Here is a 22,495-nt window from a genome sequence, read left to right on the forward strand (position 1 = left end):
GGAGTGAAACGGATGCAAACAGTAGTGCATTTCTGCACCAAACGTATTACCTTTAACGAATAGTAAAATGTGAGATTTTTTGGAACTACCGTGGAGCAATTGCTCCACGGTTTCATTCTACTTAGAATCCACCCATGCCACTCATTTCTCCTGCACCCATAGGAGATGAAGCATTTTCTTTGCTTGGTACATCAACTATCATAGATTCAGTAGTTATCAGCACACTCGCAACAGATACCGCTGTTTCAAAAGCAATACGCACCACTTTTGCTGGATCAATCACACCAGCTGTAAATGCATTAGCGTAATTCATAGCCTCAACGTTGTATATAAGCTCTTTATCATTCTGCTTAATCAAATAGTCAATTATAACAGCAGATTCAAGACCAGCATTTTTGACTAACCTTCTAATTGGAGCACTGAGAACTTTCTTGATAATGTTTATGCCTATTTGTTCCTCGTCACTTGCACCTTTTAATTTGTCGAGAACAGATGAAGCATAAAGAAGCGCAACCCCACCACCTGGAACTATACCTTCTTCAATTGCAGCTCTTGTTGCATGCAGCGCATCTTCGACTCTATCTCTACGTTCTTTAACTTCCACTTCAGTTGCTCCACCAACTTTGAGCACAGCAACGCCACCTGATAATTTCGCTAAACGTTCTCTTAGCTTTTCTTTATCATAATCAGAAGTTGAAGTTTCAATTTGAGATTTAATCTGCTCGATTCTAGCTTTCACACTGTCAGAATCGCTATTTTCGCTGACAACTGTGGTATTATCTTTAGTAATTTTAACATTTTTAGCCGTACCAAGATCATCAAGCGTGAGATCTTCCATCTTGATTCCAAGTTCATCTTTTATGACGTACTTAGCACCAGTTAAAGTTGCTATGTCTTCGAGCATCTCCTTTCTTCTGTCACCAAAACCTGGAGCTTTTACTGCAGCAACTTTTAAACCACCACGCAATTTATTGATAACTAAAGTGCTTAATGCTTCACCTTCGATATCCTCTGCAATAATAACCAAAGGTTTACCAGATTTAACAATAGCTTCAAGAATAGGAAGTAAAGGTTGAATAATATTTAATTTTTTCTCTGTAATTAATAGATAAGGATTATCAAGCTCCACGATCATTTTTTCATTATTTGTAATAAAATACGGAGAGAGATAACCGCGATCAAATTGCATGCCAGTAGTCAGCTCAACTTCTAACTCTTTTGAACCTTTACTCTCTTCAACAGTTATTACACCCTCTTTTCCAACTTTTTTCACGGAATCAGCGATACTGTTACCTATATCCTTATCACCATTTGCAGAGATTATTGCAACTTGTGCCACTTCGTCTATTTTCTCTAGAGAAATTGTACGAGACATTGACGCAATTTCCTTTAATATTACATCTTTTGCCTTCTGTATTCCGTTTTTAATACCAACACGATCGTTTCCAGCAGCAATTGATTTTGAAGCTTCCATTATCATGTTGCTAGTTAGTATTGAGCACGTTGTTGTACCATCACCAACTTTATCGTTGCATTGAGAACAACTCTGTGCAAAGATGCTTGCTATCGCAGCGTTTAATGGTTTTTCAGGCTTGATACCCTTCATCACCTTATAACCATCTTTTGTAATTTCTGGTGCTCCATAGGGCTTATTAATCCCTACTGTTTTTCCTCTAGGTCCTGCAGTTATTGCTACCGTTGAATCCACTATTGCTGCAACTTCACGAAAGGCTTCTTGCAACTGCTCACCTGATACTACTACATTAGTCATTTTTATCACCTCTTGTTAATAAAAAATTTAGAAAACTATAATAAAATCATTTACAATGCGCTATGTTGCGCTTTGTTTCAGTTTAGTAAAATAAAGACTGCTACTTAATGACAGCAAGTATATCGGACTCTTTCATCACGATAAGCTTCTCATTATTATGTTCTATTTCTGTACCAGCCCATTGGCGATAGAACACTTTATCACCAGCTTTCACAGTTAAAGTTACGCGTTCGCCACTTGAATTGCGTGAACCTTCACCAATTGCTATAACTTCACCTTTAGTAGGTTTCTTTTCAGCACTTGATGGAAGCACAATTCCACCTTGCTTTTCTTCGCTAATAGGCTTGATCAGCACGCTATCATCTAATACATTTAAACTTATACTTGACATTTGTTTTTCCTCATCAACAAATTAACTTATGAGTTTATATATATATACTCGTAAGTTAGATTTCAAGGGCTGGAGCTTGTAAAATATGCACGCCAAAAGCAGTTTCTAAAAGAGCCTAATGTTATATAATAAAATTTAGATTTATTTATAGAGATTTCATGAGTTATATACCATTTTTAAGTCGTGGTGTGATAGTGCTATATGGGCCTGACACTAGAGATTTTCTGCAGGGTATTATAACCAATGATATTAATAAGTTGGATAGCCAAAAAGCCATTTACTCTTTATTGCTTAGCCCTCAGGGAAAATATCTATATGATTTTTTTCTTATTGAATATGGTAAATACACCCTCTTGGAGTGCGAAAACATGCACTTGCAGCAAATAATCGAGAAACTAGATTTACTTAAAACTTATTTGAGGGTAAAGATTAAAGACGTTAGTGCACTATATAAGGTTGGGGTTTTGTTTAATACTAAGTTGGCGGAGTGTAGTAGTAAGTCACAAGTTATTTTTCAAGATCCAAGGCACAAGCTGCTAGGAATGAGGATCATACATAAAGATGAAATGAAAGAGCCGGTTGGGGATTTTACTCAGTATGAAAAAGTCAGAATTCAAAATCTCGTTCCAGATGGAGCGAAAGATATGGTGCAGAATTCATCGTTTCCGCTGCAATTTTTAATCGATAAAGTAAACGGTATAAGCTTTAATAAGGGGTGTTATATAGGTCAGGAAGTTGTAAATCGAATGAGCAGACAAGAAATATTCAGAAGAAAACTTTACCTTGTTGAGGGGGATAACGCACTTCCAGATATTGGCACTAAAGTGACAAATGAAAACAATGAGGAAATAGGGGAACTGCGCTCTAGTGTAGACAACATTGGATTTGCATTGCTTAATACTGGAAAGAGCCATGCAAATTTATATGCTGGTGGGGTCAAGTGCGTTAAGACGTTGAAGTCTTAAGGTAGCCCATATAGAAACGAAAAACTTGCTTGACAAACTCCGCCAGCCCCCTTATCATGGTATTGAAGGTATTCAGTTATCTTCATCTGTGCAGATTAAACAGCAAGAAAACAACGTAGTTGGCGTCTTATTTTTAATTTTTTGCACTATGTGCACCTTATGTCTTCACAACATTTCTGGGTTTTTACCTATATAAGCTGAAACGCGCTTATAAGTCGTTTAAGACAGTATAGTACGCCAATTTGCAGGATTAGAGAGTGACAACTAGCTAACACGGGGTTTCTTTTGCCTTTTTTTCTGCTTAGTAAATTTCTTAAACATTTGCAGCGTAGGTTAGTTGCATTCAAAAGCAGCTAAATTGCAGTGTTTAAGACTTAAAAACGCCAATACTGAAAATAGACAATGACTAGGGTTTCTTTTGCCTTTTTTTTCATTTGGTAAATTTTTTAATGTTTATGGCTAAACGACAACCGTCATCCCGCTGCTTGTTAGCGGGATCTAGAGATACCGCGAATGAATCGCGGTATGACGGTTCGCGGCGGTATGACGGTTCGCAGTGGCATGACGATAAGCTCGTCATCCCGCTACTTGTTAGCGGCTAAGAGATACCGCGAATGAATCGCGGTATGACGGTTAAGTAGGGTGTCATCCCAGTGTCACGCACTGGGATGACATTATAGGAGCACTGGGATGACACCCTCTTGGATGGAAATCAGTGTCAGATAATTTCATGACACCAGTTGTTGTAAACTCACTTTTTCTCGATTTTTTGGTTTATCTTGTCTACCTATTTTGCCACTCTGCTGAACAGATACACTCAACTTATGGTCAATACATCTTCTATTAAAAATTGTACAAATTCATTGCCATTCCAGTAATTCATAGAGATTTTACCCAAAATAGCTTTAACATTACCCTGCATGATAGCAGAGCCAAGATGAGTATTTGCAGAACGAAATGCAATAGCTCTTACCATAACATTATCATCAGCAATAAAACATTTTATATGGTCAACTCCTATAACTTCAGGCTTTCTTATCTTTGCTCCTTGGATAATAAACCTTGGTTCAGGATTTCCAACTCCAAATGGTCCCAAGCGTTGCAGTTGGTTCCACAGAGATAAGTTTATTGCTTTAGCAGTTACTATACTATCAGCTTTTAAAGTTTTCTCATTTATAGAGTTTGAAAATCTTTCAGTAAAAAAATCATGCAAATCATTTATTTTGTCTTCTTTAATTGAAAATCCTGCCGCCATACTATGGCCACCACCTTCAATAATCAAATTTATAAACTTTGCGGAAAGGACTGCAGCACCGATATCAACTCCCAAAATTGATCTACAGCTTGCTTTTCCTATTCCATTATTTAAAGATATCACTACTGTTGGCAAGTGAAACTGCTCCTTTAGCCTTGATGCAATTATACCAATTATTCCCTGGTGCCAATTGCCACTTATCATTATAAAATTCGCACCTGATTGGGCAGACTTTTCCGCTTGTGCTGTAGCTTCCAAGAGAGCCTCATTTTCTAACACTTTTCTTGCATTATTCAAATCTATTAATTTTAGCGCGATTGAATGTGCCTCTTCATCATCATCGGTGGAAAGCAACCTTGCACCAAGCGATGCTTCTCCAATTCTTCCTCCAGCATTTATGCATGGCCCAATACTAAACCCTAATCGAGAAACACTTGGTTTTTCAAGGATTCCCAAAGCATCAAATAAAACACGCAAGCCAACGTTTTTTCTTGTTGACATAACTTTTAATCCTTGTGAGACAAGTGCTCTATTGAGGCCTGTGATCTGCATAACATCACAGACAGTTCCCAGGGCAACCAAATCCAACAGATCAAATAAATCTGGTTCTTTTTTGTTGGTAAAAAATCCTTGCTCACGTAGGCTTTTATTAAGAGCAACAATTAGCAGAAATGACACTCCAACTGCTGCTAGGTTATTATAAGGAGAGCTCTCATCAAGGCGGTTTGGATTCACAACTGCTACGGCGCTTGGTAATTTTTCCGTACCAAGGTGATGGTCAACAACTATAATATCAAGACCAAAAGCCTTTGCATCTTCTATTGGTTGATATGCAAGCGTACCACAATCAACGGAAATACATAAATCAATTCCATTCTTTTTAAGTTGTAATAAAGCATCTGTGTTTAATCCATAACCCTCATCAACACGATCTGGAATGTAGATTATAGAGTGTATATCGATTGCTCTCAGGTACCTGTTAATCAATGCTGACGACGTTGCACCATCAACATCATAGTCACCAAATATTGCAAGGTTTTCATCATTTTTTATTGCCCGTATTATACGAGAAACAGCTTTATCCATATCAAGAAGGTGAAAGGGATCTGGTAATAGCGATCTGATTAGTGGATATAAGAAGTCGCTTGCATTTTCTATGTTAACACCACGAGTAACCAATATTCTTGCTAATATTTCTGGTAACTCAAATCTCTGTGTAAGAGTTAAGATTTGCCTTTGATCTGCTTCTTGCAACTTCCACAATGCATTTGTTATGCTGCGCTTTTCAATTTCAAGTAGCATATTCTTTCTTTGTAAATAAAACTACTTTACCAGAATTTTTAAGCTTGTTCTATAATTGTATTAGACTTCTGCATAACCTAAACTAAGTAGAAAAAAGGTATCATCTAAGTAGCTGACACTGGTCTCCATCCAAGAGGGCAGTAGCCCCTTCGGTGTCATTCCAGCGCGTGACCAGGTCTTTTTAGCTATCATAGGATGACAGAAGCAGACACTCCACTTTGTCGTTCCAGTGCCTCCTTTTTTTGTCATTCCAGTGCCTTGACTATTTGGATCCAGGAAAAAGAATGGTGTCATCCCAGTGCCCCTATGATGTCATCCAAGTAGCCTCCCTCTCCTGTCATCCCAGTGCTCCTTTTTTTGTCATCCGAGTAGCTGACACTGGGATCCAGGAATTTTATTAAGTTGGTAAGCATAAAAGTGTTATGTAAAATACAACGTTCTTGATGGGATTGCGTGAAATGCTGGATCCCAGTGTCTGGGCACTGGGATGACAAAGGAGGACAGTGTCAGCTACTCGGATGACAAAAAAAGGAGCACTGGGATGACATCATCCTTTTTTTGGGGTTCCAGCGTCACGCGCTACCTTCCGTATAAATATTAAAAAATTTACCAAATGAAAAAAAAGGCAAAAGAAGCCCCGTGGTTGGCTAATTACTTACATTATACTTTCAAGTATGGCGTTTTTTTATTCTAAACGCTTAATAACCGCGATTTAGTTGCTTTTAAGCCGCAACTAATCTAAATTATAAACATTAAGAAATTTACTAAACAGAAAAAAAGGCAAAAGAAACCCTAGGGTAGCTAGTTATTCACTATCCATTTTTAAAATCGGCGTTTTTTGATGTTTTAAATGCTTTATAAGCGCATTTCAGCTTATATTAGGTAAAAACTTAGAAATTTTATAAAGACATAAGGTGCACATAGTGCAAAAAATTAAACATGGGACGCCAGATACGTGAGTTTTTTTGTCATTTAATCTGTACAGAGAAGATAAATAAATAGCTTCAGTTTCATGATAAGGGGGCTGGCGGAGTTTGTCAAGGAAGTTTTTTTTGTTTCTATGGGTCAGTTTGTACGCGCTTTGCCTTTTAACAGATGTAAAAGCACAATTATTACGAACAACATTCCACCAACAACTGATATAGCGCCACCTATAATGAAGCACGTGCGTGCTAACATTGACGAAATACTTGGCAGATCTGCAACCTTCCTTAAAGCACCATATCCACCAAGCCACACAAGGCCAGTGATATGGAGAAAATGCCCTATACTGTAGGCATAAATCTGTAATCTTACCATGGAACTTTTTATCTCTTTAAAGTTTAATTTAGGTAACATCCAGTAGACAAAATTCATAAAAGCTATAGTGATACCAACTACAGAACCGTGATAATGAGCAGGAATCGTGACATTACCTTCAATAGTCAACACTCCGAGCACATCTCCATAAGTGAACAACAAAAATGAATGTAATAAATAGTTGCTTTTATCATTAATAAAAGTTCTGATGTTGTAGCACACTAATATTATCAAAAAGCACGGCAAAACTGCTCCAGCAATCCTCATATGCCAAGTAAAAAACTGTATTAACTTGGCACTATCAACTGGATAAACAAAATATACAAACGGTGCGCCTACAGCTAAAATCGTGTTTATAAATAGTGGTAAAATAGTAATTTTATTGTTTGAAGCTAAACTAATATCATTGGAACTTAGCATTATTAAATAGACTAAAAACATTCCTTGAGTAAAAGCAAACTGCAATAAATGTCCGCCTCCCCAAAAGAGATATTCGTAAAATAAATTATTATCTGAGTGATATAGACCTGGAGGCATATTATTATATGCTAAAACAAAGCAAAGAAATGACGATACAAGTATAATAACTAGCCCAATTTGCCCAACAGAGAGAAATGAAACCTCTTTTTTTGATGTGTATGCTAGCATTGTATTTACTAATATACTGGCAATAAATAAACTGAGTCCAAGTAAAAATAATTTGTTTTGTAATACGGGAATATAGTTACTTTTGATAACTTCAGTGTTTGGAACGAATGCGGATATAAACATGAGCAGCATCGAAAGGGTTGATAGAACCCATGAAAAGTTAAACCAACTATTGGTATTTTGTAGGTTTATGATAAAGAGCAGAGATATTATAGAGCACATCCACACTAAAATTGACAAGTTCACGTGTATTACCAGCGCATTATCAAAAATATATTGTGCAGAAGGAACAAGAGAGGAGATAAAAGGCAATCGTAGAAAAATAACAATTATTGACAGTAACCCAGAGCAAGCAAGAGCACATACTGCCAAGAACATCCATTTTCTACAGAGCGGAGCGTTGTCTTGTATATTAAGCACAATCTTTTTTCTCAATTTTGTTCAATACAATATATAACACTGCAATAATACCTAAAACATAGCAATAGTATACGTGTGGCACGACTGCCAAAGGTGAAACTCCAGCAATAGTGCTAGCCAAAAGCAATTGAGCGCCATACGGTATTAATCCTTGAAATACACAAGAAAATATGCCTAGCCATGCTGCACTATAGTGAGGCGGTATTTCATATTTCTTAGCAATATCTCTAGCAATTTCACCACTAAAAATTATAGCGATGGTGTTATTTGCAAGTAAAATATCAAATATGCTGACTATTTTTGCAATAAATAATTGCGCAGTTTTTTGTCCACCACGTTGTATCATAACCCAAGATGAAAGTTTATCTGCAAGCTCCTTAGAATTTTTACCTACCAGTCCTGAAAGCCCGCCAACCATCAATGACAGTAGCATAATTTCATGCATACTCATAAACCCTTTGGTGATGTTTTGGCTTAAAAACAATAAACCATGATTGTTGTTATTTATAAATCCAATGATTCCAGCAAAAGTTATGCTTAAAACCAATGCCGTAAATACATTTATTCCAAAGTTTGCAAGCAATATAAGTATTATGTAAGGAGTCACAAGCAATAAAGAATACTCCTTAACTGAAATAGCAGCACTATTGCTTGAGCTATAAAATAATATAATTATTGTGAATATAGAAGCAATTAGTGCCACTTTTGCATTCAGTTTTAATTTTTTCTTTATATCAGCCTTTTGAGACATCACAGATGCAATTGTAGTATCAGAGATAATAGATAAATTGTCGCCAAACATTGCTCCTCCTACAACGGTTGCAACTCCTAAGGAAGGAGAAATCCCAGCTTGTGTCAGTTCAACTGCAATAGGAGCAATTGTTGCAATGGTGCCCATTGATGTACCAATAGCAGTGGAGATGAAAGCTGCTACAAAAAATAATCCTATGAGTAAAAATTGTGTTGGTATAAATGAAAGAGCCAAATTAACTGTGGCATCAGCACTACCGATTGCTTTAGTTACTTCACTGAATGCACCTGCAAGTAAGAAAATGATACACATAGTGATAATATTACGATCTCTTACCCCATCTAGAAAGGCATACATTTTTTCTTCAGTATTGCCCTTGTATAAAACCCAACCCAGAGCTATGGCAGGAACAATGGCTACCAGTGGAGATAACTGATAAAAAGCATTTGACACGCCAAGAATAGTAAAATATATACCACTTCCTACAAAAAGAAATAGGAACAGTAAAATAGGCAAAAAATTTGTAAGATAAAACATACCTCTACTCCAGCTCTGATAAACGCAAATCAACTATGATATGATTTATATTATTATAAACCACAGTTAGCACCTTGACCAAGGTTTTTCTAGAAAGCAATCTACCAGAAAAGGTTTCCATGAAAAGGACTATTATAATATATCATCTACTTGAATAAAACTGGGAGATAGAATAAGTAAAAAATATGAATGACATAACAACAAAGCAAGTCATATCCTTATGGAATGCACAAGCTGGTAGATTCTTGCCGGATAAAAGAGAAATGGAGATTGATAATATTTTCTTAATCTAATGCTTCAATGTTTCCGATATAGGAAAAGTATCATCTTTATTTTCTATAGAGGAAGGCACACTATTTTGATTATCATCACCATTAATTGGAGTAGTAGGGTGCATTAAAGCAACTTTCATAACTTCATCAATATTCTTAGCAAAAACTACGTTGATCCCTTCTTTGATGCTTGCCGGAATTTCTTGCATATCTTTCTCATTTTCACTTGGTATAATCACAGTTTTGATTGATCCTCTGAGCGCTGCAAGCAATTTTTCTCTCAAGCCCCCGATAGCTAAAACTCTACCACGCAATGTCACTTCGCCTGTCATAGCAACATTTTTGTTAACTGGTATATTTGTCATAAGAGAAACAATAGACGTACATACCGCGCCGCCAGCAGAAGGGCCATCTTTTGGTACAGCACCCTCAGGTACATGCAAATGTATATCATTATTTTGGAATTTTTCGGGCTTTATACCAAAAAACAAACAATTTGATCGAATATAACTATACGCAGCTTTTATAGATTCTTGCATAACCTCTCCAAGCTTTCCTGTGTATTTTATTTCTCCCTTGCCCGGAATTAGGACTGATTCTATCATCAAAATATCACCACCTGTTTCAGTATAGGCGAGCCCAGTTACTATTCCTACTAAACTCTCATTTTCCGCAATGCCAAAGGTATATTTACGTACCCCTAAATAATCTTGTAAATTGTCAACCCTTACGGATATTTTCTTATTTTTATCAGTCAATATTTCTTTAACTGCCTTTCTCATGAGCTTTGCAAGCTCCCTTTCCATACTCCGCACACCACTTTCACGTGTATATAAACGTATCAACTCGTATAACGCCTCATTAGTTATGTCCCATTCCTTCTGATACAAACCATGCTCCTTCTTTAACTTCGGAATAAGGTGGTGTGTAGCAATACTGATTTTTTCATCTTCAGTATACCCGGACAATTGTATAATTTCCATCCTATCACGCAAAGGATGTGGTAAATTTAAGCTGTTTGCCGTAGCTACAAACATTACACTTGAAAGATCAAACTCAACTTCCAAGTGATGATCCGTAAAGTGTTTATTGTGCTCAGTATCTAAAACCTCAAGTAATGCAGACGCAGGATCGCCACGCGAATCAGAACCCATCTTATCTATTTCATCAAGCAGAAAAAGCGGGTTGCATGAATTAGCTTTTTTCATGTGTTGAATGATTTTACCAGGCATTGAGCCAATATAAGTTTTCCTATGCCCTCGTATCTCAGACTCATCACGCACACCACCAAGAGCTATGCGAACAAAATCTCTTCCTACTGCTCTTGCCATAGACTTAGCTAAAGAAGTTTTACCAACACCTGGCGGTCCAACTAAGCAAAGTATAGGACCTTTTATCTCTTTTACTCTTTTTAATACCGCTAAAAATTCTATTATTCTATCTTTTACTTTCTCTATGCCATAATGATTTTCATCTAAGATTTTCTTAGCTGCATTTAAGTTAATTTTTGCATCTTTGTACTTTCCCCATGGCAACTCAAGCAACCAATGCAAGTAACTAGATATAACTGTAGCTTCAGGAGAAATGGGATTCATTTTCTTGTATCTCTTCAAATCAGTTATAGCTTTCTCTCTTGCTTCCTGAGAAAGCTTTGTTTCATTTATCTTTTTTTCAAATTCATTGAGTATATTCCCTTCATCACCATTCTCAAATTCGCCTAATTCTTTCTGTATAGCTTTCAATTGCTCGTTAAGGTAGTAAACTTTCTGAGTGCTTTCAACTTGCGATTTAATTGTCTTATATAAACGGTTTTGTGCGTTCAAAATACTCATTTCTCTCTCAATAAAAGCAAAAGCTTTTTTTAAACGCTCTTCTGGGTCATAAGCCTCAAGTATACTTTGTTTATCTGATACTTTTATATTTAAATGTGAAGCTACCGTGTCTACAAGTTGATCAACTTCTTTGATTTGATCAATGGAGTTAATGGCAACCTCGGGTTGATTTTTCTTGTTTAGCTTACACCAGCTATCGAACGCGTCTACAACAGACCGCCTTAAAGCTTCTAAATCAATATTGTCTTCATCTTCTTTATAATAATTGTCTAACTCTACCCTGGCTTGTAATAAAGTATGAGAGCTAATATATTCTACAACTCTTCCCCTTCTTATCCCCCGGATTATAACTTTTACTGCATTGTCAGGTAATTTTATTAACGGTTGTACAATGCTTGCTAACACACCTACTTCATAAAGATCTTCAGGCTCTGGATTATCAACAGAGCCATCTTTCTGTGCTACAAGAAAAATCTCATTTTGGTGATTACTACTACTTATTGCATACTCTAGTGCATTAACAGATTTTTCTCTGCCTATGAATAAAGGCACCATTATATTTGGAAAAATTACTACATCTCTTAAAGGTAATACTGGCAATGCAGTAAAACTAGAGCTTACAGCACGTTCAATGTTCATAATATATGCCTCAAATTAATCATTAACCGTTATAACATTGCCATTGTTATTATGATTAACCGTTGCTTTTCCTAATTCTACCATTTTCTTAGTGATTACTATAGTGCTACCTTCAAAGCCTCCGTTTCCAGATGTATACATAATGTCAAGCAAAAGTGACTCCAAGATAGCACGTAACATTCTTGCACCTGTTTTGTAGCTTATAGCCTTTTTAGCAATAGCTGATATTGCTTCATCTGAAAACTCAAGGTTTACTTTGCTAAACGCAAGCAATGCTTTGTACTGTTTTATTAGTGCATTCCTTGGCTCTGTCAACACATGTATTAAATCTTCATGATCCAGCTCATCTAAAACAGCAGTTATTGGAACCCGCCCTACAAATTCGGGTATTAAACCGAATTTGATTAAATCTTCAGGTTGAACATCATGTAAAGCATTCTTTTTCTTTTGCTCTTTAGACTGACTTATATCTGCTCCAAAGCCAACTGACGTTCCCTTTTTTCTCGCTTCAATAATTTTATCGAGGCCTTCAAAAGCTCCTCCACAAATAAACAGTATGTTACTAGTATCCACTTGTATAAACTCTTGTTGTGGGTGTTTTCGCCCTCCTTGTGGCGGAACATAAGCAACTGTACCCTCCATAATCTTAAGCAGAGCTTGCTGGACCCCTTCACCTGAAACGTCACGGGTTATTGAAGTGCCTTCAGATTTTCTTGTAATTTTGTCTATTTCATCTATAAACACTATACCACGCTGTGCTTTTACAACGTCATAATTTGCAGCTTGTAATAAACGCGACAACACGCTTTCTACATCATCACCCACATAACCTGCCTCAGTTAAAGTTGTCGCATCAGCCATAGCAAATGGCACATCTGAAACTTTAGCAAGTGTTTTGGCTAGCAAAGTCTTACCAGAACCAGTGGGACCAATAAGCATTATATTTGACTTCTCGATTTCAATATCACTTATAGCATGAAATTGTACCATGGATTGACAATGGTTATACATAGCTACAGATAAAACGTGTTGCGCGTGTTTTTGACCTACAACATGCTTGCTGAGAAAGTTTTTTATATCCTCAGGTTTCTTTAGTAATAGCTTCATATCAGATATACGATCTGAATTAAAAGATCTATCTTTCTTTTGACTTATTGCTTTATGGGATAATTCTATGCACTCATTACAAATAAACACCTTTAAACCATCCGAAGAATTAGTAATCAATTTATCTACTTCATCTTGCGCCTTGTTGCAAAAAGAACAGTAGTGTAAATCATTATTGTTATCCATTAACCCACCTTTTGTTTAACTTTAATATTTTCAATTTCAATATCTGTACGCTCAGCTATCACCCTGTCAATTAAGCCAATTTTCCTTGCTTCTTCAGGATCCATGAATTTATCTCTTTCCATCATTCCTTCAATTTTCTTCAGTGAATTTCCAGTATGTTTTTCATAAATTTGATTTAGTTTTTTCTTAACCCGCAAAATTTCATTAGCATGTATTTCTATATCAGTTGCTTGACCATGATAACCACCAGATGGCTGATGTATCATAATTCTTGAATGAGGTAGAGAGTAGCGCTTACCTTTTGTACCAGCTGCAAGCAATAAAGAACCCATAGACGCAGCTTGACCTATACATAAAGTTGAAACGTCTGGGTTTATATACTGCATTGTATCGTAGATCGACAAACCAGCAGTTACAACACCACCTGGTGAGTTGATGTACATACAAATGTCTTTATTGGGATTTTCCGATTCTAAAAATAAAAGCTGTGCTACTATTACACTGGCCATATTGTCTTCAATAGGACCTGTTACAAAAATTATTCTTTCTTTCACTAGTCTTGAATATATGTCATAAGCGCGCTCACCGCGACTAGTTTGTTCAACTACAATTGGTATAAGAGTCATACCTTTCCCTATTAAATATTATCAAATAATTCCTTTAATTCTTTCACAGAAACAATCTGCTCTTCTTTACTAACTTTTTCTATTATATAATCTGTCACTTTATACTCAAGCGCTTGCCCTCTAACTAATTCTTGAAATTGTTTATTTGATTCAAAATGCTTAAGTACTCTGTCAAATTGCACATCTTTACTGACATATTGATTTACAATAACACTCAAAACATCATTTTGAGTTAATGATATTTTATGTTCTGCACTAAATTTCATAAATAACATAGCAAGCTTTACACGTTTTTCAGCTTCTTTACGAGAATCATTTTGAGCACCCAATTCTCCTTCCATTCTTTGTTGCTCCTGTTTTACTATGTCTGTGGGTAAATCAAAACTATAATTAGCATCCAAATAATCAAACAGCTCCTTTTTAATTAAGAGATTTCTCATTTCGGTGCACTGATCACCAATCATTTTTTTTGCATGATTTATTAGCAAAGAATAATCTTTAAACCCAATACTCTTAGCTATTTCATCATCATTTTCAAAATCTTTGGCAATTTGAATCTCATTAACTCGCACAGAAAAATCAGCTTCCTGTCCTGCAAGGGAAATGGCTTGGTAATTTTCAGGAAATTTCAACTTAAAGTTCTTTGTTTCTCCCTTTTTCATACCAGTTAATTGATCTTCAAAACCATTAATAAATGTGCCAGACCCTAAATTAACGGCAAAATTTTTGCTACTTCCACCTTGAAAGAGCTTATTCCTAATCCGCCCTTCAAAATCAATTATCAATTTATCCCCATCTTTCGCTTGATAAGAAGCATCATCAACAGAGGCGAAATTGGGGAACTTTGTTTTAATGGAATCAATAAATTCTTTTATATCTTCCTCTTCAATCTTTGCTTCAATTTTCTTTAAGTTTATTTTGTCAAGATCTATCACTGGTACTTCAGGCATCGACTCAAAAGATAGCTTGTATACAAAATTGCCCTCCTCATTTTCTTTGCCCAGATCTGGTAATGATATAACATCAACCTTAGGATAAATGTGAGACTTGACTTCAATTTTTTTCATCAAATCACTTGAGCAATAATCAATTGTATTATTTATCACATATTCCAAAGCCTCGTTTTTATAATTTGCAACAACAAGGTCATAGGGCATCTTTCCAGCCCTAAATCCAGGTGATTTTGCATTTTCTGCTATCTCTTGCAACCTGGAATTTACCTTTTGTTTTATATAATCACTACCAACTGTGATTTCATACTCATACTTTAGTTTATCTATACTAAGCTCTTTGTAGGTATATACGCTACTTACTTCGACTGTATTTTGAGGTATATTATTAGACATCATAATTCATTTATTAACATTTTAATTCATATCTTAATAGAGTCATTTTACCAGAATTTAAGTTAAACACAATCCTTAAGAACAGGTTTTTACACAAACAAAAGTGTATTTAGTGATTATAAATTTTCCCTTAAAACCTAAGTTACATGACTTTAAAGTGCGGATAGAGGGACTTGAACCCCCACGAGCAAGCTCACCAGGACCTAAACCTGGCACGTCTACCAATTCCGCCATATCCGCAAGAAATTTTTAGTACCCTATTATAGGTATTCCATTAAAAATATTCAAGGTTTAAAGTCTTACTTAATTTATGGTATTTACACAATCAAAAAAGCTTATTAACATTTCTTAATGAAAGCTCTAAACCCTGAAAATCAATAATGAGATTAATAACAAGCTTCTTACTCGCAATTTTTTTGATTACACAAAGTGGTTGCACAACCCTTATAATAGGTGGTGTGGTGGCTACAGCGGCAGCAACAGCAATAACAATGCAGGACAAATCCTTGGGAAATATCATTGATGATACGACTATGGTCATCAGAATTAATAAGGGGCTCTTAAAACATGGGCTATTTTCATCCATAAAGGTTAAAGTAAGTGAAGGAAGAGTATTGCTCATTGGAAGTGTTGACACTCCTGAAAAACAACTTACAGCAGAAAAAATAGCTTGGCAGCAAAAAGAAATTAAAGAAGTGATAAATGAAATAAGAGTAATACCAATTCAAATGGCTTCCATGCTAGACACCACTGTAGATGGCATGATAACAGCGGAAATAAGAACAAGACTCCTGGGAAAAAGAAATATTAAGTCAATTAATTATAGCGTTAATACGGTTGATAGAGTTGTTTATTTGATGGGTATAGCCCAAAATAAAGCGGAATTAAAAGCTGTAATAGCAATTGCAAGAAAAGTAAAGGGAGTAAAACAAGTTGTAAGTTATGTACGATACAGGTACAGTAAGTTACGCCATTAGGCAAAAATCGCTTTCAAATTATAACATTTGTACAGTTGTGACAATAGGTAGAGAACATAAATGAAAATTGCCTTTCAGATGGATGAAAATATAAATTTTGAAACTGATACTACATTTGCGCTAATAAAAGAAGCACAAAGGAGGGGGTATGAAATTTTTGTTTATACTCCTGATAATTTAGCACTAAAGCTAAACTATCCAATTGCTTTTGCTCAGCAAGTCAGCGTTGATGATTTTAGTTTTATCTCCAAAAAAGATGTAGCTATCAACTTGAATGAAATGAACATCATATTTATCAGACAGGATCCACCTTTTGATATGCGTTACATTACAACAACATATATCTTAGAAAAAACTAGCGCATTGGTAATTAACAATCCAACAGAAATAAGAAATTGTCCTGAAAAATTGATAACTTCATTATTTCCAGAACTAATTCCGCCAACTTTGATTACTGAAAATATATCAATGATTAGAGATTTCTACTACAACTATCAAGATATTATTCTGAAGCCATTGTATAGTTATGGAGGAAACGATGTGATAAGAATACAAGATGAGAATAGTATTCAAGTAGTAGTGGATCTCATGATAGCAAAATACGAATGCCCTGTGATTGCACAATCATTTTGTAAAAACATAGATAAAGATAAAAGAATATTGCTACTTTATGGCCAACCAATTGGTGTAATGAAACGAATTCCAAAAATCAGTGGAGAGATCAGAACAAACATGCGACTTGGAGCAAGTTTTGAGCCCGCTCAAATGAACGATAGAAACAATGAAATATGTAACAAAATTGGTCCTGAATTAAAGAAAAGAGGGCTAATATTTGTTGGTATTGATATTATAGATGACTTCCTGCTCGAAATTAACACAACTTCACCCACGGGAGTAGTTTATATCAATAAATTGTATAATATATCGCTAGAAAAGGATCTTTGGGACGTGTTTGAAGAAAAAGCAAGCAGCCATCAACTAAACCTGTGAACAATCACCTTAACAAACTCAGTAGTCCCATTCTTTATCCCTGTTTTTTCTGTACTATTGGTCATATCACGCAATTTTTGAGAATTATTTAATAGATCAAATAGTACCTCTGTTAGATTTTTTTTTGCTTCACTATTCTGCTTAACTATTATAGCTGCTCTCGAGTCTTCAATATATTTTGCGTTATAAAATTGGTGATTATCTTTTGAGTAAGGGTAAGGAATATATATAGCAGAACGCCTAGCAAGAGTGATCTCTGCTATTGAAGTTGCTCCTGCTCTGCTAATTACCAAGTGAGCATTGGCCAGTCTATTCTCCATATCATCAAAAAATTCACTCAATTCACAATCGATCTTTTCACTTTTGTATAGACTTTTGACCTTGTTTACATTTTTCTTCGTACATTGCTGCGTCACTCTAATTTTCTTTTTCATTTTAATAGGTAAATCACAAATTACGCTGCTTACTACATCATCAAAAAAATTTGCACCTTGGCTGCCTGCTATGACCAATATATTTAGGATTTTCTCAGTGCTAGAATGGCTCTGTGCTTTTATATCAACAAAATTTCCTGTAAAAATACATTTATTGCCCTCTGCATATTTAGTCTCCGGAAAGCTGGTTGCAATTAATTTTGCACTCTTGAAAAAGAATCTATTTACTCTCCCTAAAACTGTGTTTTGTTCATGTAAAATTATAGGTATAGAAAGAACTCTTGCTGCAAGAAGAGTTGGAAAAGAAGCATAGCTACCAAAACCAATGACCGATTTTGGTTTTAATTTTCTTACTTGATACAGTGCTAACATAGAGCTGTATATCAAGAAAAGGAAAAACTTAAATTTGTTGCTGCTTGGTCTACGTAATGGTAAGGTGTAGCTTTCTATGTCGGTATTTTTATTTGTTTTTTTATCAGTGAATAATATGCAATTGTATCCTTGTGTCTTTAGTGCTTTTGCTAAAGCTATGGCCGGAAAGATATGCCCACCTGTGCCACCTGTTGCTAAAATAATATCCATCTGTAAATAATAAATCCTAGATTGTTAACTGTTATTTAACAATTTGCACGTAGAATTTTATTAAGCGTTATGATAGTTGAGTTAAAAATGCCTAAAAGTAATAGTAAAAAAGAACCTAATGAGAAAAATAAACCTCAAGAACAAAGAGAAGGCAGAAGCGGAGGTTTTTTAGAACTGCTAAAAAATATAATAAAAATTCTTTTCAATTCGGTCGTTGACCTACCTGAGCACGAGCAGCATAATAAAATGAAAAGCACTAATCTACAACAAGGTTTGGATACTAAAGGAAAAGGCCCAGAAGATCTTCATCCAAAGGCAAAGCTTGAAGTTAAAGAAGCAGCTAAGGGATTGAAAGAAGAGTTACAGAATTCTGATGCTGGTGGTAATCAATCTATTGAAACTAAAGTGCCTAATCAAACTACTACTCAAGACATTGACAACTCTAAAACGATGGAACGTTAGTTCAACTATTTAACATCTGCAGCAAGCACTGATTCATGTATCATCTCTGAAATGGTTGGATGAGGAAAAATCGTAGATTTTATGTCGAAGTCTGTTCCTTCTAGTTGCTTTGCAAGAGCAAAATTGCTAATTAACTCCGTTACTTCTGCACCTATCATGTGGCTACCCAGAATTTCTCCGGTTTTTTTATCTATAATCGTTTTCACTAACCCTTCAGTTTCACTGAGTGCAACAGATTTGCCATTAAAGTTAGAGTGAAATTTTCCTATTTTTATATCATACCCACCTTTTATTGCCTGTTCCTCAGTAAGGCCGATGCTCGCTATTTGTGGATGAGAATAAGTGCAATTTGGTATGCATTCTTTTTTTAACGCATGAGCATTTTTACCAGCAATCTTTTCAATGCAGATCACGGCTTCATGGCTCGCTTTATGTGCTAAACATGGTGGGCCAGCTACATCACCTATTGCATACACATTTGATTCACTAGTTTCATACCATTCATTCGTTTCAATAAAGCCAGAAGGGCTTAATTTAATTTTTGTATTTTCTAAACCTATATTTTCAATATTTGCTTGAATTCCAACCGCAACAATCACCCTCTCAAATTCTTTGCTCTCACCACTACTTAGTAGCACTTGAGCAGAGTCTTTACTTTTAGTAAGAGCTTTTACGCTACTGTTTGTATATATTTTTATCCCCTGTTTTGTGAATATTTCTTGTGCTAAATCTGAAATGTCCTTATCCTCCAGCGGCAAAATAGTGCTCTTTATCTCTATGATTGTTACATCAACCCCCAAAGTACTATAAAAACTTGCAAATTCTATTCCAATTGCACCAGACCCTATAATTAGTAGCGATTTTGGTAATCTCTCTGGAGTCATAGCGTGCTGCGCATTCCATATTAAATCTCCATCTGCCTCTATTCCAGGCAGATTCCGTGCCCTCACGCCTGTTGCTAAAATGATATGCTTGGAAACAATTTCTTGTTCTTCCTTATCGCTAACGACTTTTATAGTACCATTGCCTGCAAGTTTACCAAAACCTTGATGAACTTTGATATTATTTTTTTTCATCAAATATGCAACACCGCTTGACAATTTATCAACAACGTTTCTTGAGTATTTCACTATTGATTGTATATCAAAATTCGCTCCCTTTACTTCTATACCAAACTCTTTTGATCTTTTTATTAGCCTATAAACCTCAGATGCTCTAAGCAGTGATTTTGTTGGTATACATCCCCAATTTAAGCATATACCGCCTAAATTTTTTTCTTTTTCCACAATTGCAGTTTTAAACCCAAGCTGTGCCGCCCTAATTGCCGCTATATAACCACCAGGACCGCTACCTATAACCGTAATATCATACTCATTCATCAGTTTTCTTCGTATTCAAAAAGATTATATATAACAGATGGAACCCATACAATCAATGGTCTGTCATCTACCGTCTTAAGAGTCAAGATAAAAGTTGTTATTTTTTATCATGGCATTTAAACAAACGATAATTTTTCTCATGACAGCAACTAATGCAACCTTAGCAGCTTTGCCAGAATCAACCAAACGCTGATAAAACGCTTTCATTTTTCTGTTGTGGCGCATAGCAACAAGAGCTGACATGTATAGTGCTTTCCTTGCATAAAACCTGCCTCCTTTGATTTGAGCTTTGCCAACTTTTCTTCCACTTTCACTAGTTTTAGGTGCAACTCCAACTAAGCATGCAATTTCTCTATTCTCTAATCTACCAAGCTCAGGCACCTCTGTCAGTAGAACGCTCGCCGTCTTTGATCCAATACCTTTATAGCTGATTAAAAGCTCATTTTTTCCTTTCAATTCAGCTATTGCGTCTTCTATGTCTTGCCTAATTTTTTTCAATTGTTTTTCAGCAAACCCTATCTGTCTTTCTATGTATTCTCTAGCTTTTCCCGTCGCACTTTGCAGGCGACACTTGTTTGCATGAATTGCATCATTTAAATTACGCTCAACTGCCCCCAGCTCCTTTAATTCCTCTTGCTTTTGTGAAATTATACATCCTTTTACTTCACCGTCTTTACTGACAAATTCAGCGTATTTTTCCAGTAATTTAGCATCTAACTTGTCAGTTTTTGCAAAATGATTGCAAGCTTTGGCAAATGCATATACCCGATTCGGGTGAGCTTTATGGACAGTTATCTTGCAACAATTTTATAATGAGCTTTTCATAGCCACCAGCTTACACATAACTTGATGGGTAAATCGACTATATTTGTTTCTATAATACTTAGATATAGCATCACTCACGTTTGCTATGCGCTTATGCTTGCCATTAATTGAGATGTCCAATGCTTCCTTGGAAACATCTACTCCCATGAAAATTATTCTAGCCATTTTTGTACCTATAAATATAATCAAACAATAATGCAAAATGCTGTATACAGGATTGTAATTCGATCTTTAGATCCACCTACCGTTCGTACTACATTTTGCTTTAAGCCTTACTATTACCCACAAATAAAAACATAGTATTGTATTTACTCAAATAATTTAATTTTATTAACCTGAAAGCTTATTAGATTAAAATTATTAAACTAAGAGTTATAATTTTAGCAACTAAAAGCTGTAAATTGCACCATATAAACAGTTATTTCAAGCAAAAGTTATGCCATTAAGAGCTATGCAACAAACATTTATATTTGTGGGTAATAGTAAGATCTAAATCCGATAGAGCATTGTTGGCACACCATCAAAAGTCGCCTCAGACCTCTAATGCATCAATGTACAAACTTACACCTTTTAGTTGGTAATACCATTTTAGACGTTTATCATTCGTTTTAGAAAATACTATTAGAGGTTGTCCGGAAACTAGTAAATTCAAGCATATTCCCTCTTTAACATAACCCTACTCATAGCTAGGTATATGAAATTCTCAGTGGATGTTGTGAGTAAATCATACTCCTTCGATAGCCTTCTATTCCTATTAACCCAAGCAAAAGTCCTTTCTACAACCCATCTTCTTGGCTGTACTTTAAACCCTTGTTCTCTTGTTGGTAGTAGCTCAGGTGGCGTATCTTTGTGCACCCAAAATCTACATGGAGGCCTTTTAACAATTTCAATATCTATGTCATATTCTTCCTTTATGTGATTCTTTAAATTTCTTCCTTGGTATCCCATGTCAGCCCACATTTTTTTAACTTTAGTATATTTTGTTCTCATATTGTTTAATGCTATTTTAATACCATCTCTATCATTTTCGTTAGCAGCGCCTACGTAACAACCTAGTATAAAACCCTGAGTGTCTGTAATTATATGCCTTTTTCTACCCTTTACTTTTTTACTTCCATCATAGCCTTTGATCCCCCCTTTTCTGTAGTCTTTACAGATTGACTATCTACTATACAGGCACTCGGCTGCTCATTCCTTCCTATTTTTCTTCTACTATATTTTGTAATTTCATAATTCATTTTCTCAAAAATTCCCTGCTTCTTCCATTGCCTGAACTGCTCATACACAGTCTTCCATAGCGGAAAATCATTTGGTAAATACCGCCATTGACACCCTGTACGCAATACATAGAAAATTGCTTCTAATATTTCTCTTTTGCTATACTTTGGCGGCCTTCCTCCTTTCTTGTATGATACTCTGAAGTGTTTTTCTATTCTTGACCATTCCCTTTCGCTTAGATCTGTTGGATACTTTTTTCTCATCTTTACCCCGTACTAAAA

At 35.6% G+C, this 22,495-nt stretch carries 18 protein-coding genes, 1 tRNA gene and 1 pseudogene; 4 read left to right on the forward strand and 16 right to left on the reverse strand.

Annotated elements, in window-relative coordinates; translation table 11 throughout:
• Positions 1-121 precede the first annotated feature (121 nt).
• On the reverse strand, positions 122-1,771 hold the full coding sequence (groL, locus tag L0Z58_RS01510) for a chaperonin GroEL (protein WP_010962503.1): 1,650 nt from the start codon (positions 1,769-1,771) through the stop codon (positions 122-124).
• Positions 1,772-1,871: 100 nt separating this feature from the next.
• Complete coding sequence (locus L0Z58_RS01515) at positions 1,872-2,153, reverse strand: co-chaperone GroES (protein ID WP_173862895.1); 282 nt, start codon at positions 2,151-2,153, stop codon at positions 1,872-1,874.
• A 167-nt stretch (positions 2,154-2,320) separates the two neighbouring features.
• Here L0Z58_RS01515 and ygfZ point away from each other — a divergent pair, with 167 nt between their 5' ends.
• A complete protein-coding gene (gene ygfZ, locus L0Z58_RS01520; protein WP_010962504.1) occupies positions 2,321-3,127 on the forward strand; it encodes a CAF17-like 4Fe-4S cluster assembly/insertion protein YgfZ in 807 nt (268 codons plus the stop codon).
• An 817-nt stretch (positions 3,128-3,944) separates the two neighbouring features.
• On the opposite strand, the gene recJ is transcribed toward ygfZ, so the two are convergent.
• The 10 genes from recJ to L0Z58_RS01570 all read right to left on the reverse strand — a co-directional run bounded on the left by recJ (position 3,945) and on the right by L0Z58_RS01570 (position 15,587).
• On the reverse strand, positions 3,945-5,684 hold the full coding sequence (gene recJ / locus L0Z58_RS01525; RefSeq protein ID WP_010962506.1) for a single-stranded-DNA-specific exonuclease RecJ: 1,740 nt from the start codon (positions 5,682-5,684) through the stop codon (positions 3,945-3,947).
• Between the two features lie 60 nt (positions 5,685-5,744).
• On the reverse strand, positions 5,745-5,978 hold the full coding sequence (locus tag L0Z58_RS01530; protein ID WP_010962507.1) for a hypothetical protein: 234 nt from the start codon (positions 5,976-5,978) through the stop codon (positions 5,745-5,747).
• A complete protein-coding gene (locus L0Z58_RS01535) occupies positions 5,975-6,178 on the reverse strand; it encodes a hypothetical protein (protein ID WP_010962508.1) in 204 nt (67 codons plus the stop codon). The genes L0Z58_RS01530 and L0Z58_RS01535 overlap by 4 nt, the downstream gene beginning before the upstream one ends.
• Positions 6,179-6,749: 571 nt before the next feature.
• Entirely contained in the window at positions 6,750-8,009 is a 1,260-nt protein-coding gene (locus L0Z58_RS01540) for a cbb3-type cytochrome c oxidase subunit I (RefSeq protein ID WP_010962509.1), read from the reverse strand.
• A 34-nt stretch (positions 8,010-8,043) separates the two neighbouring features.
• On the reverse strand, positions 8,044-9,339 hold the full coding sequence (locus L0Z58_RS01545; protein WP_010962510.1) for a Na+/H+ antiporter NhaC family protein: 1,296 nt from the start codon (positions 9,337-9,339) through the stop codon (positions 8,044-8,046).
• Between the two features lie 289 nt (positions 9,340-9,628).
• The gene (gene lon / locus L0Z58_RS01550) at positions 9,629-12,082 is read right to left on the reverse strand and encodes an endopeptidase La (protein ID WP_010962511.1); all 2,454 of its coding nucleotides are present in this window, start codon (positions 12,080-12,082) and stop codon (positions 9,629-9,631) included.
• 15 nt (positions 12,083-12,097) lie between these two features.
• Positions 12,098-13,375: an ATP-dependent Clp protease ATP-binding subunit ClpX gene (gene clpX, locus L0Z58_RS01555; protein WP_010962512.1), complete on the reverse strand. Its 1,278-nt coding sequence runs from the start codon at positions 13,373-13,375 to the stop codon at positions 12,098-12,100.
• On the reverse strand, positions 13,375-14,001 hold the full coding sequence (clpP, locus tag L0Z58_RS01560; protein ID WP_010962513.1) for an ATP-dependent Clp endopeptidase proteolytic subunit ClpP: 627 nt from the start codon (positions 13,999-14,001) through the stop codon (positions 13,375-13,377). The genes clpX and clpP overlap by 1 nt, the downstream gene beginning before the upstream one ends.
• An 11-nt stretch (positions 14,002-14,012) precedes the next feature.
• The gene (tig, locus tag L0Z58_RS01565) at positions 14,013-15,347 is read right to left on the reverse strand and encodes a trigger factor (RefSeq protein WP_010962514.1); all 1,335 of its coding nucleotides are present in this window, start codon (positions 15,345-15,347) and stop codon (positions 14,013-14,015) included.
• A 158-nt stretch (positions 15,348-15,505) separates the two neighbouring features.
• Positions 15,506-15,587 (reverse strand) — tRNA-Leu (locus L0Z58_RS01570).
• A gap of 140 nt (positions 15,588-15,727) precedes the next feature.
• Here L0Z58_RS01570 and L0Z58_RS01575 point away from each other — a divergent pair.
• Both L0Z58_RS01575 and gshB read left to right on the forward strand, forming a co-directional pair.
• Positions 15,728-16,324 carry a BON domain-containing protein gene (locus tag L0Z58_RS01575; protein WP_010962515.1) on the forward strand — a complete coding sequence of 199 codons (597 nt, stop codon included), beginning with the start codon at positions 15,728-15,730 and terminating at the stop codon, positions 16,322-16,324.
• Between the two features lie 60 nt (positions 16,325-16,384).
• The gene (gene gshB, locus L0Z58_RS01580) at positions 16,385-17,314 is read left to right on the forward strand and encodes a glutathione synthase (protein WP_010962516.1); all 930 of its coding nucleotides are present in this window, start codon (positions 16,385-16,387) and stop codon (positions 17,312-17,314) included.
• On the opposite strand, the gene murG is transcribed toward gshB, so the two are convergent.
• Positions 17,299-18,330 carry an undecaprenyldiphospho-muramoylpentapeptide beta-N-acetylglucosaminyltransferase gene (gene murG, locus L0Z58_RS01585; RefSeq protein ID WP_007549072.1) on the reverse strand — a complete coding sequence of 344 codons (1,032 nt, stop codon included), beginning with the start codon at positions 18,328-18,330 and terminating at the stop codon, positions 17,299-17,301. The two genes, gshB and murG, sit on opposite strands and share 16 nt — an antisense overlap.
• A 69-nt stretch (positions 18,331-18,399) precedes the next feature.
• On the opposite strand from murG, the gene L0Z58_RS01590 reads away from it, so the two are divergent.
• Positions 18,400-18,792 carry a hypothetical protein gene (locus tag L0Z58_RS01590; RefSeq protein WP_006279962.1) on the forward strand — a complete coding sequence of 131 codons (393 nt, stop codon included), beginning with the start codon at positions 18,400-18,402 and terminating at the stop codon, positions 18,790-18,792.
• A 5-nt stretch (positions 18,793-18,797) separates the two neighbouring features.
• On the opposite strand, the gene lpdA is transcribed toward L0Z58_RS01590, so the two are convergent.
• The 3 genes and pseudogenes from lpdA to L0Z58_RS01610 form a co-directional block, all read right to left on the reverse strand.
• On the reverse strand, positions 18,798-20,171 hold the full coding sequence (gene lpdA / locus L0Z58_RS01595; RefSeq protein WP_010962518.1) for a dihydrolipoyl dehydrogenase: 1,374 nt from the start codon (positions 20,169-20,171) through the stop codon (positions 18,798-18,800).
• A 75-nt stretch (positions 20,172-20,246) separates the two neighbouring features.
• A pseudogene (locus L0Z58_RS07010) lies at positions 20,247-21,161 on the reverse strand (IS110 family transposase).
• A 483-nt stretch (positions 21,162-21,644) separates the two neighbouring features.
• Positions 21,645-22,477 (reverse strand): IS5-like element ISWpi1 family transposase gene (locus tag L0Z58_RS01610; protein WP_099606204.1). Its coding sequence is split into 2 segments (ribosomal slippage): positions 21,645-22,108 and positions 22,108-22,477, totalling 834 coding nucleotides; the frame shifts between segments, so codons are not numbered across the junction.
• Between the last annotated feature and the right edge of the window lie 18 nt (positions 22,478-22,495).

The organism is Wolbachia endosymbiont of Aedes aegypti (genome assembly GCF_021496215.1).
In the GTDB taxonomy this organism is placed as follows: Bacteria; Pseudomonadota; Alphaproteobacteria; order Rickettsiales; family Anaplasmataceae; genus Wolbachia; species Wolbachia pipientis.

What these genes read in the sequence shown, in the direction of transcription:
- groL (WP_010962503.1), bottom strand. Translation starts at nt 1,771, where the DNA reads ATGACTAATGTAGTAGTATCAGGTGAGCAGTTGCAAGAAGCCTTTCGT.
- ygfZ (WP_010962504.1), top strand. Translation starts at nt 2,321, where the DNA reads ATGAGTTATATACCATTTTTAAGTCGTGGTGTGATAGTGCTATATGGG.
- recJ (WP_010962506.1), bottom strand. Translation starts at nt 5,684, where the DNA reads ATGCTACTTGAAATTGAAAAGCGCAGCATAACAAATGCATTGTGGAAG.
- L0Z58_RS01530 (WP_010962507.1), bottom strand. Translation starts at nt 5,978, where the DNA reads ATGACACCATTCTTTTTCCTGGATCCAAATAGTCAAGGCACTGGAATG.
- L0Z58_RS01540 (WP_010962509.1), bottom strand. Translation starts at nt 8,009, where the DNA reads ATGTTCTTGGCAGTATGTGCTCTTGCTTGCTCTGGGTTACTGTCAATA.
- L0Z58_RS01545 (WP_010962510.1), bottom strand. Translation starts at nt 9,339, where the DNA reads ATGTTTTATCTTACAAATTTTTTGCCTATTTTACTGTTCCTATTTCTT.
- lon (WP_010962511.1), bottom strand. Translation starts at nt 12,082, where the DNA reads ATGAACATTGAACGTGCTGTAAGCTCTAGTTTTACTGCATTGCCAGTA.
- clpX (WP_010962512.1), bottom strand. Translation starts at nt 13,375, where the DNA reads ATGGATAACAATAATGATTTACACTACTGTTCTTTTTGCAACAAGGCG.
- clpP (WP_010962513.1), bottom strand. Translation starts at nt 14,001, where the DNA reads ATGACTCTTATACCAATTGTAGTTGAACAAACTAGTCGCGGTGAGCGC.
- tig (WP_010962514.1), bottom strand. Translation starts at nt 15,347, where the DNA reads ATGTCTAATAATATACCTCAAAATACAGTCGAAGTAAGTAGCGTATAT.
- L0Z58_RS01575 (WP_010962515.1), top strand. Translation starts at nt 15,728, where the DNA reads ATGAGATTAATAACAAGCTTCTTACTCGCAATTTTTTTGATTACACAA.
- gshB (WP_010962516.1), top strand. Translation starts at nt 16,385, where the DNA reads ATGAAAATTGCCTTTCAGATGGATGAAAATATAAATTTTGAAACTGAT.
- murG (WP_007549072.1), bottom strand. Translation starts at nt 18,330, where the DNA reads ATGGATATTATTTTAGCAACAGGTGGCACAGGTGGGCATATCTTTCCG.
- L0Z58_RS01590 (WP_006279962.1), top strand. Translation starts at nt 18,400, where the DNA reads ATGATAGTTGAGTTAAAAATGCCTAAAAGTAATAGTAAAAAAGAACCT.
- lpdA (WP_010962518.1), bottom strand. Translation starts at nt 20,171, where the DNA reads ATGAATGAGTATGATATTACGGTTATAGGTAGCGGTCCTGGTGGTTAT.